The sequence below is a fragment of the Candidatus Coatesbacteria bacterium genome, from assembly GCA_014728225.1.
Lineage (GTDB): Bacteria > RBG-13-66-14 > RBG-13-66-14 > RBG-13-66-14 > RBG-13-66-14 > WJLX01.
In genome coordinates this window covers 21,506-32,283 of sequence record WJLX01000047.1, presented here as the reverse complement: position 1 = coordinate 32,283, position 10,778 = coordinate 21,506, and the positions used below count along the sequence as shown (strand labels likewise).

The window sequence follows — 10,778 nt, the reverse complement described above, 5'->3', positions numbered from 1 at the left end:
TTCCGGCGGCCGCCCGCCGGCGGCCCCCGGGCGACAAGCGCGCCGCCGCGAAGCCCCTCGGTAAGAAGCAAACAAAACCAGAATAAATAGTGTTCGCTTTTTTTACTTGACCATTTTTTATTTATTTTGTAAAGTATATCATAAAGAGGAGGGTATAGTCTTGCGATTTGATATTTATAGAATTAAAGTATATAAAGATCAACAAATGGTTTTTGATCACAAAAAAGCTAAGCCTATAGATATTTTAAATGCATCAATGGAAAAAATACATGATATATCAATCGGAACCAAGCTAATATGGAAAATAGGAAATATGTCAAAATTTGGGGATTATTTGTATTATTTTAGGTTCGGTAAAGTTCAAAAGAAAAAGCAAGGTTCTTATATTGACGGTAATTTTATAAATACAAAACAAAAACATGCAATATATACACACGTAATAATGGATAATAAAAATGAGATATTAGCTGTTGCAAATACTGGAATATCGCATAATACGCACGTTATAGCTAACAAACTTGAACAGGTATTCAATAATGCATGTATGGAAGGATATAAAATATCAATTATGTCTGTAAAAGACCCATCTAAAATATTAGATGTATTTGATAAAGGAGAGTCTATCGATGAATTGTGGGTAACTATTAAAAGGAAAAATAACGTATTCGACGACGATTCGGATTTTATTGAACCATTACAGGAACTAGTCGAAGAAATAGAAGCTGATAAAATAGCACTTCATGCAACAGGTGGAAGCCTAAATAAAAGTAAAACTGAAAAAATTATTAGAAATGCATCAACTAAAGGATTTAAATCAACAATTCGTACTAAAGGTGCAAAATATATAAGAGCTCAAGAAAGTATAGCAAGTGTAAGTATCACTGAAAACGTTGAAGATAATGATGAAACAAAACAATTTATACATTCAAAAATATTACAAAAGTTCGATGAAATAAGACTTAATAATGGCTAATACAAATAATATTAAAGAGTCCATATCATTCTGGAGTTGGTTTTTCAAAAAAAATGACGGAGGTTTATATAGGATATTTGACTATAGGATAATTTATGATCTGTTAATAGGTTTTCTATTAACAGTATTTATTGAAACCAGTATTGTTAATGTAGCAAGAACAATACTATTTCCACTATTCGGGCTATTAATAGGAATGACTTTTGCATGGCTCGCGAATGCAACATCAATATTACAGACCAATGAAATAAGAAAACTTTCAGAAAAGAAAGAGGGTGGCATTAAATCATATATTTATATATACCAAACTGTTATACTAGTAGTTCTTACGGTTATGTCTTTGTGGTCAATAATTGCAATGAAGTTCATGTACTCATTGTTCATTAATACAAATATAATAGTTATAGATATTATAAAAACAATGGCTTATTCATCATTGTCAACTGTAATAAGGTTTTGTTGGCAAGGGTCCCTAGGAACACAAAAGTTTCTCATTATAAGAACAAAGATTATAGAAGAAATAAAAAAGCCAGCAAACACGAAGAGGTAAGCGTTTCTGTCCGGAATGCGCCGGCGCCCTCGAATGACAAGTAACCGTATTCGCCTGCGAGGCTCCCCGACCGGGGGGCCTCGTCGGTTCAGTCCTGTCAAGTCCGCTAACGGCTTGAAAAGCAAGCCGACAGTCGCGGTGGTCCCGCCGTCGGGGCGGAGCTGTGGTAGACTACCGCCGAAATCGCCACCCGACCGCGAGCCCCAGTCAGCGGAGCAAGCCATGGAAGGACTCAGACAGCTCTACCGCAGCGGTTACGGACCCTCGTCCAGCCACACCATGGGCCCCCGGCGCGCCGCCGAGGAGTTCAGTGCGCGGGTGTCGCGGGATTGCGCCTTTCGCGTCACCCTTTACGGCTCCCTGGCCGCCACGGGCAAGGGCCATCTGACCCGTGAGGTCCTGGGGGATTTCTTCGCCGGGCGACGGCTGGAGTTGCACTGGGAGCCGGAGACCTTTCTGCCCCGCCACCCCAACGCGTTGCGCTTCGAGGCCCGGGACGCCGGGGGCGCTGTTATCGCCGAGGAACTGTACTACAGCGTCGGCGGCGGCCAGCTCAAGACCGACAAGGACTGGGACGTCCCCGCCGCCCGGGTCTACCCCCACGACTCGATGGACGGCATCCTGCGCTGGTGTCGGCGGGAGAACCGCCACCTCTGGGAGTACGTTTACATCCACGAGGGGGCGCAGATCGAGGACTTTCTCGATGAGACCTGGCGGGTGATGGTGGAGTCGATCGAGCGCGGCGTCGAGGCCGAGGGCGTCCTGCCCGGCGAGCTGCGCGTTCCGCGCAAGGCCTCCAGTTACCTGACGAAGGCCCAGCATTCTTCGGGCGTGCTCAAGCACCGGGGCAGGATCTTCGCCTACGCCCTGGCGGTCAGCGAGGAGAACGCCGCCGGCGGGCGGATCGTCACCGCGCCGACCTGCGGCTCCTGCGGCGTGGTGCCGGCGGTTCTCTACTATCTGCTGGGGCAGTACAAGCTGTCGCGGGCCAAGGTCCGGCGCGCCCTGGCCGCCGCCGGTCTCCTCGGCTGCGTGGTCAAGGAGCGCGGCTCGATCTCCGGCGCCGAGGTCGGCTGCCAGGGTGAGATCGGCACGGCCTGCGCCATGGCCGCCGCCGCGGCGGTGCAGCTGATGGGCGGCAGCCCCAACCAGGCCGAATACGCCGCCGAGATGGGCATCGAGCACCATCTCGGCCTGACCTGCGATCCGGTCAAGGGCTACGTCCAGATCCCCTGCATCGAGCGCAACGCCGTCGGCGCCGGCCGGGCGGTGGAGTGCGCCGCCTACGCCGCCCTCTCCGACGGCCGCCACCGCATCAGCCTCGACGAGGTCGTCGCCACCATGGTCGAAACGGGCCGCGACCTCAACCCGCTCTACCGCGAGACCTCGACGGGCGGCCTGGCCAAGCACTGGCGCGAGGTGGAAGAGGATGGGGAGTGAGCAAGCACCGGTTGTCGGCGGCGGCGGTGCCGGTCGGGCGGAGGGCTGGGTGGCCGCCCCCTCGCCTTGAGCGTGACTGATGGCCGGGGGCGAATCGGCGGCTTGGACGGGTACGATCCCGGTCTGCCGGGCGGGGCAAGAGCCCGCCCGGCTTTCTTTACGGGCGAAGTGGACAAGTCCGCCCGCAGTGAGCCTGCACCGTTCTCCGGTTTCGTCGGAGATGAAGGCTCCCCGGAGTCAATCTACGCTTCCCGTCGATCCGCTCCATCACCTTCCAGCTCACGTAGAATCCCCAGCAGCGCCGCGGCGTCGGCGGCGTAGTAGTCGGCCCCCAGTCCCAGGGCGCTGTCCCGGTCCAGGGTCGCCCCGCCGGCGATTACCGGCGTCGTTAGGCCCGCCCGGCGCAGGGCCGCTACGATCTCGGTGATCCGCGGCGCCGTGGTGGTCAGCATCGCCGACAACCCCAGGGCGAAGGGGGCGTGCTCCGCGCAGGCCCGGACGATCCGCGCCGTCGGCACGTCGCGTCCCAGATCGATCACCCGGTAGCCGGCTCCGGCGACCACGGCGCTGATCAACGCCTTGCCGATATCGTGGACGTCGCCCCGCACCGTGGCCAAGACGACGACGCCGCGCTTGTCCCCGCCGCAGACGCATTCCTCGACCAGCTCCAGCGCCGGCCGGGCGCTCTGGGCCGCCAGGATCAACTGGGGCAGGTGAATGCGGCCGGCGGCGTAGAGCTCGCCGATGCGCTCCATCGTCGGCCGCAGCAGCCCGCCGACGGCGGCGGGGGGGGCCGTTGAGCCACCCTGCAACAGGTTCTTGAAATCCCCGGCCCGGCCCTCGAGCAGCAACCGGACGGCCGCCGGTTCGTCGGCATAATCCTCCAGGGACCGCGGTCGCTCCCGGCCCAGCAGCCGGAGTGTCGCCCGCCGCTGATCCCGCAGCGCCTCCGCCGTCGGATCGCAGATCAGGGCGCTCGCTCCCCCCTCGAGGGCCAGGGACGCCAGGGCGGCGTTCAGGGCGCCCCGTTCGGGCAGGCCGAAGGAGACGTTGGAGACGCCGAGGATGCTGGAGAGCCCCCGGCGCGTCAGCCAGGCCAGGGTCTCCAGGGTCGGCCGGACGCCCTGCCCGGTCGCCGCCGCCGTGACCACGGGATCGAACAGGCAGCGCTCCGGCGGGAAACCGAGCTGCTCCAACAGCCGCAACGCGCCACCCAGCAGGGCCCGGCGACCCCGGACCGTTGGCGGCACCTCGTCGCCCATGGCCAGCACGACGAGCATCCCGCCGTGACGCCGGACCAGGGCCGCCCTGTCGCGCAACTCCCCGGGCAGCGCCCGGCTGGAGTTGTAGAGCGCCCGCCCCGGATAGGCCGCCAGCAGGCGCCCGGCAAGCGCCGGATCCTGGACGTCGATAACCACGGGAGCGCCGACCTGATAGGCCAGGGCCAGCAGCAGGCGCTCGGCGAACTCCGGCTCGACGACGCTCTCCTGACCCAGGTTGAAGTCCAGCGCCGCCGCGCCGGCGTTGACCTGACGCCGGGCCAGATTCAGAGGGTAGTCGAGCTCCCCGTCCCGCAACGCCCGCCGCAGCCTGGGCCGCCCCGTCGGATTGAGCTTCTCGCCGATGAGCGCGCCGTCGCCGAAGCCGACGATGCGGTTCGCTGAGCAGATCCCCGACGCTGGTCGGACCTCGCGCCCAGCGATGCGCCGACCCTCCAGCAGCTCCCGCAGGGCGGCGATGTGCTGCGGCGTGGTTCCGCAGCAGCCGCCGACGACGGCCGCCCCGGCCTCGACCAGCTCCACGGTCGCCGCGGCGTAGGCCGCCGGAGCAAGCCCGTACTCCACCCCGCCGCCGCCAGTCCGCGGCAAACCGGCGTTGGGCTCCACGGCAACGGGCAGCGCCGTCGCCCGCAGCAAGCGGCGCAGGGGCTCTCGCAACCCCGCCGGGCCCCGGGCGCAGTTCAGACCCAGGCAATCCACCCCCAACTCGCCCAGGGTCAGGGCGACGACCTCGGGCGGGGAGCCCGTCAGCGTCCGCGCCCCGTCCGCCGGACTGACCAGAGCCGCCAGGAAAACCTCCCCGTCCAGTTCCCGCAGCGCCGCCACCGCCTGCTTCAACTCGCCCAGATCGCCGAAAGTCTCCAAAAAGAAGCCGTCGACACCGGCCTCCAACAACACCTCGCCGGCGCGGTGAAACTGGTCGCGATACCAGCCGCTCAGCCGCTCGCCCAGCGGGAACGGCAGCTCTCCCGTCGGTCCCAGGGAGGCGCAGACGGCGACCTCGCGACCCGCCCTCACCTCCCGCGCCAGGTTAACCGCGTCGGTCAACACCCGGCGCCAAGCTCCGACGGACTGCCGCTCCAACCGCCAGGGTGTTCCGCCGAAGCAGGCCGTCAGCAGAACCTCGGCCCCCGCGGCGACGTAGTCGGCGTGAATGGAGCGCACCAGCTCCGGCGCCTCCCCGACCGCCGCCTCGGGCGCTTTCCGCCAGCCGCGCCGCAGCAGCTCCGTCCCCAGGGCGCCGTCCAGCAGCAGGGGGCGGTTGCCGGGCATGAGTCTTTGACGCAGCTCGAACATACTTCGCGACTCCCGTTCAACGGTGTATCGAGCAGGCGGTGGCGCGTTTCTTGCCTGCCGCTGCCCCGCGGCGGCGGGACCACCCGGCACCGAGCCGTGCGGACGGGAACCGGGGGCCGGGGGGATTGCAAGAAACGTGACACCGCCGGTGGCAGGCGGGTTGACGAGCCCCCGACGACGGCTACCATATCACGCGCCTGAGCCCAGCGCCAGCTTCAGTTGCGGCGCCAGGCGATCAGGCCGGCGACGGTCTTGCGCGGCAGGAAGCCGTAGCTCGAACCGTCGCAGACCACCCCCAATTCCCCGCCGTCGAGAACCTCGACCAGTTCCCGATTCAACTCGAGGGGGAAGCCGGGGTATCCGGGGGAGCTGCGGCGCGAGCCGCTGTAGCGCTCCCCGGCCGCCCGGAAACGCAGCCGGCGATCGATCTCGCGCACGGCGTACTCGGCCAGCTCGGCGGCGATGCCGTCACAGAGGAAAGCTCCCAGGGTGTCGCCGCTGTGCTGCCGCTCCCGGATCAGCTCGTCGACACCGGCTCCCAGGGTCAGCAGGAACACGCTGAGCACTTCGCAGCGCCCCAGCCGCCGACGCCCGCGCTCGTCCAGACGCCGCAGCAACCCGCCGTCCCACGCATCAGCATCGAGAAACAGGTTGCGCCAAACGGCCCGAGGCCGGGCGGCCTCACGGACCCGACGCTCGTTGTCTTCCAGCAGATCCGCGAAGCGCCGCGGCACACCCAGCCCGGGGTTGAAGCCCAGCCGGTGCGTCAGCGCCCGGGCGGGAATCCTAACCGCTGACGCTGCCAATTCGAGTGTTTTTCGCCAGTTCTGCCAGCTCTGCGATACGTTGACCATCTTTGACCACTCCCGAGATGCAGAAGCCCAGCACCCTGCCGCGCAGCAGTTTCACCAGTTCGGCGCAGCGGGCGAAGGTGTAGGCCTCCACGGTTTCGTCGTCGGCGTCCGCCAGCGCCGCCAGGTCCGCCGGGAACTCGATCCCCGGCACTTCGGCGAAGGCGGCCGCCTGCCTGTGAGACTTGAAGAAGGCCACCGAGACGACGATCCTGTCCAGGGGGACGATTCCCGCCAGGTTGAGAACGTCGGCGGCCTCGAAGACGGGTTGGGAGATCAGGAAGTCGGCGCCGGAGCGCAGTTTGCGCCGGGCGCGCAACAGCTCCCGATCGTCGTGGGGGCTGAAAACCGCCCCCAGGGTGAAGCGCTCGTTCAGGCCCTTGACCAGGGCCAGCCCCTCGACCAGACCGATGTCGTCGATCCGGCTGGCGTCGGGGAAATCGCCCCCGGCGGGAACGTCGCCGGAGAGCAGCAGCAGGTTGTCCAGACCCAGGGCGCCGCAGCCCAGGGCGTCACCCACCAGGCGGGGCAGGTTGCGGCTAGTGCGGCTGAAGTGGACCAGGACCTCAATCCCCCGGTCCCGCAGCAGCCGGCCCACCGCCCAGGGGCTCACCCGCCGGCGGGCCAGCGGCATATCCACCAGACTGAAGGCGTCGACCAGGGGCGTCCAGAGGCGCCGGGCCCGTTCGAGGAAGGCCCCGACGCGCAGCCCGCGCGGCGGCAGCAGCTCGATGAGAAAGACCTCGCCGCGGCTAAGGGATTCGGCCAGCATCGTCCTCGACCTCCCCGTGTCCCGAGCGGCTCGACGGTCGACGCAAGCCCGTTCCGGCCATTCTGTGACCCAACCTGCCCTTGATGTAGAGCCTACAGTAGTTGTTGAGTTGTTCAGCCGCCGATCTGTCTGACTTGCGCACCATTCACCTCCCTTTCTCCGCCCCGGGGGCGGATGGTGGATCACCACTCGCCGGTGAGTTCCGGTCGACCCCATCAAAAAACCGCCCTCGCGGGGCGGTCGTCGGATTTGCTGCCAGTTATTGCCTTGGGCCTAGCCCGACCGACGACCACCTCCGTGGTGCTTCATCATCCAGTTGACCATCAGCAGCGACGAACACGGTACGCAGCAGCGCTCGGCGCTGACGGCCCCGGTAATGAGCTGGAGATGGTGCTGGCGGTGGGACTGGTTCATCTCGACTGGTTTATCTAGACTGGTTTATCTAGACTGGTTTATCTAGTTGACGATCCGTTTGCGTGTTTGGCAGAATCTGTAAAGAAAGAGTACCCGCTGTGGGATGACTTGTCAAGGGTAGAGTGGATGATGGAGCTTTTCTAGTCGGTTAACCGCCCTATTTGCAGGGGGTTGCAAAGGAGGGTGTTTCGTCTGTGGGGAGAAGGCCCGCTGCAGACTGCGGCACTGCGGCGATGAAAACGGAGCGCGCCCGGTCGGCGCGCTCCGTTGGCCGGTTTAGCGCTCCATTTTTTAGCGGACGAGGGCCACCCGGCGCAGCAGGTCGCCCGCCGCGGTCTGCAGTCGCAGCAGATAAACCCCGGAGCCCAGACCGCTGCAGTCGCAGGACAGTTGGTGGCGGCCGGGGCTCAGGCTGCCGGCGCTCAGGGTCCGTACTCGGCGTCCGGCCAGGTCGTAGAGGGCCAGCAGGACGTTGCCGGCGGCGTCGGCGTTCGAGAGCTCGAACTCGACGGTCAGCGGGCCGCGGCTGGGGTTGGGGTAGGGGGTGTAGAGCAGGCTGCGCTCCTCGACGGGCGGCGTTCCCAGGGTCTGGATCGGACCCAGGCGGCGAACGTTGCCGGTGGGCTCGGTAACGGCGAAGACATAGGCCGGGGCGTAGCCGCGATCCAGATAGTCGCCACGGGGCGCGGTCAATAAGCGCTCGTTGAGCGGTTCGTCGTCGACGCCGAGACCGGGGGCTTCGGTGACGCGGTAGATCTCCAGTCCGGCGAACTCGCCGTCGAAGTCCCAGCTCAGCAGGACGCCGTCGGCGCCGGCAACGGCGCCCAGGGCGGCCTCGTCCAGTCCGACTTCGTGATCGACGACGTAGATGTTGTCCAGCCAGAGGCCCTGGAAGGTATCGTCGCTGTCGGAGTAGAATTGCAGCCGCAGTTGGGCCGTCTGGCCCTCGTGGGCCGACAGGTCGCTGTGACGGGGCATCCATTGCGGATCAACGGTGCCGGACATGGTGTGCAGGTTGGTCCAGTGCTCGTCGCCGGTGTAGCGAATCTGGACCTTGCAGGCGTCATGGCCGCCCTCGAGCTGGTAGTAGGACCAGACGGTCAGCACGTTGTGCTCGTCGTCGATGTGGAAGGGCAGCGAGACCAGGGAGCAATCGAGGTCGGGCTGGTAGCCGCCGCCGGGCTCGTTGGGGCTGAAGGAGTACTGCCCGTAGAGGGCCTGCTCGTCGTTGGGGGCCCAGGTGTTGACGTCGTTGTCCATGGGGCGCCAGCGGGCCTCGAGACCGCTTTCGCAGTCTTCCTCCAGGCCGTAGCCGGGGACGTAGAGCTCGAATTCCCGGTCGACGTCGTAGGGGTTGTCGGCGTGGAAGTTGACCGACAGCGGCAGGCCGGCGGGTTCGGGGCAGTCGCCGTCGACCTCGATGGTGAACTCGGCCCGGGCCGTCTCCAGGGGGCCGAGGGAGCCCAAATCGTCGTTGCCGTCGACCAGGGTCACCTCGTCGGAGCTGCTGGTCAGCTCAGCGGTCAGTCCGGTGGCCGTCACCAGGCTGAGGTTGTAGAGGTCGCAGTGGACCTCGATGGTCTCGCCGGGTTCGACCAGGCCGTCGCCGTCACCGGCGTCGACGTATCCGTAGCCGTCGAAGAGCAGCTCGAGGACCGGGGAGCCGACGAAATCGGACACCCCGGCGAAGGTGTTGATCCGGCCGGAGCCGTAAGTGTTGTCCTTGCCGGTATCACCCAGCTCGCGGGCGTAGCTCTCCAGGCTGGTCTTGATCTCGGCCGGGGTCAGTCCGGGATCGACCTCCAGCATCAGCGCGGCGGTGCCGGCGACGTGGGGTGTGGCCATCGAGGTGCCGTTCCAGCCCCAGGCGTAACCGGTGATGTCGGCGTAATCCAGCGAGACGACGTCGGCCCCCGGGGCGCAGACGTCGGGCTTGATCAGGTTGGGATAGTCGTAGTAGGGTGCCACGCTGGACCAGTCGACGGGGCCGCGGCCGGAGAAGGCGGCGATCACATCGTCGTCCCGGGTGGCGCCGACGGTGATAACGCCGGGCACGTCGCCGGGACAGGTGATGGTTTCCGGGTCGGGGCCGTCGTTGCCGGCGGCGACGACGATGGTCAGGCCGGCGGCCGTGGCGGCCTCGGCGTTGGCGCGCCAGGTCGCCCGGTCCGGATTCCAACCGTAGTTCCAACCGATGGAGTTGGAGCTGACGTCGGCGCCGTTGTCCAGGGCGTACTGCCAGGATTCCCAGACCGAGACCTCGCCCTGGTGGGTGGCGAACATGTAGGTTCGCAGGCTCATGATCCGGGCCTCGGGGGCCACGCCGCAGGCCAGGCCCGCCGAGCCGTCCGAGGACACCGAGCCGGCGCAGTGGGTGCCATGGCCGTCGTTGTCCAGCGGATCGCAGTCACCGCCGCCGGCACCGTCGAAGTAGTAGCCGTAGTAATCATCGACGTAGCCGTTGCCGTCGTCGTCGACGCCGTTGTCGGGCACCTCGTCGTCATTGGTCCACAGGTGACCGCGCAGGTCGTAATGCTGGTAGTTGACGCCGGTGTCCGAGACGGCGACCACCACACCGTCGCCATAGTAGCCGTAGTCGTCCCAGACGAAGGGGGCGCCGACCTTGGTGACGCTCCAGGCGATCTCCGGCTCGGGCGGGGCCACGCCGACGAACTCGTCGGGACGGTCCGAACCCGTTTCTACCCGGGCCACGGCCGGGTGCTCCAGCAGCTCGGCGATGACGCTCCGCTCGGCCCGGCAGGCGATCATGTTGGTCAGCCAGAGGGTGGTGACGTCGTCGACCAGCCCGGCGCGCTCCTTCGTGCGCAGCAGCTCCAGCAGCTCGGCCTGCTCGCGGGCGGCGAAGTCCTTCAGCACCGCGACGATGGTCCGGCGGGCGGCCTCCCGTTCGAGACCCGCGCCGATGCGCCGCAGCTCGGCCGGCTCGAGCTGCTCGGCCAGGGTGACGTTGATCCACAGCAGCTCGCCCTCGGCCAGGGCGGGCAGCTTATGCTCGAGGTGGGGACCGCTGACGGCGGCCGTGGCTCCCAGGGCCGCGAGAAGGACTAACAGCGTGGTGAGACGTCGCATGGGCACCGCTTTCTCAAAGGTTTCACCGGGTCGGGGTCCGGAGATTGTTGACAGATATACTCAACCCGGAGCCTAATATAGCGTCGCGAAAGCCCGGGGTCAAGCCCCGGGC

Annotated in this window: 7 protein-coding genes; 2 read left to right on the top strand and 5 right to left on the bottom strand. The window is 64.0% G+C overall.

The window, feature by feature from the left end:
* Window positions 1–160: 160 nt before the first annotated feature.
* Entirely contained in the window at window positions 161–973 is an 813-nt protein-coding gene (locus GF399_03545; protein MBD3399387.1) for a hypothetical protein, read from the top strand.
* 772 nt (window positions 974–1,745) lie between these two features.
* Entirely contained in the window at window positions 1,746–2,963 is a 1,218-nt protein-coding gene (locus GF399_03540) for an L-serine ammonia-lyase (GenBank protein MBD3399386.1), read from the top strand.
* 242 nt (window positions 2,964–3,205) lie between these two features.
* On the opposite strand, the gene GF399_03535 is transcribed toward GF399_03540, so the two are convergent.
* From GF399_03535 to GF399_03515, 5 genes are all read right to left on the bottom strand, one after another.
* Entirely contained in the window at window positions 3,206–5,539 is a 2,334-nt protein-coding gene (locus GF399_03535; GenBank protein MBD3399385.1) for a hypothetical protein, read from the bottom strand.
* Between the two features lie 215 nt (window positions 5,540–5,754).
* Window positions 5,755–6,393, bottom strand: a complete 639-nt coding sequence (locus tag GF399_03530; GenBank protein ID MBD3399384.1) for a hypothetical protein — start codon at window positions 6,391–6,393, stop codon at window positions 5,755–5,757.
* A complete protein-coding gene (locus GF399_03525) occupies window positions 6,326–7,378 on the bottom strand; it encodes a hypothetical protein (GenBank protein ID MBD3399383.1) in 1,053 nt (350 codons plus the stop codon). Before GF399_03525 ends, GF399_03530 begins: the two co-directional genes overlap by 68 nt.
* A 57-nt stretch (window positions 7,379–7,435) precedes the next feature.
* Complete coding sequence (locus GF399_03520; GenBank protein ID MBD3399382.1) at window positions 7,436–7,576, bottom strand: hypothetical protein; 141 nt, start codon at window positions 7,574–7,576, stop codon at window positions 7,436–7,438.
* 291 nt (window positions 7,577–7,867) lie between these two features.
* Complete coding sequence (locus GF399_03515; protein MBD3399381.1) at window positions 7,868–10,666, bottom strand: S8 family serine peptidase; 2,799 nt, start codon at window positions 10,664–10,666, stop codon at window positions 7,868–7,870.
* Window positions 10,667–10,778 lie beyond the last annotated feature (112 nt).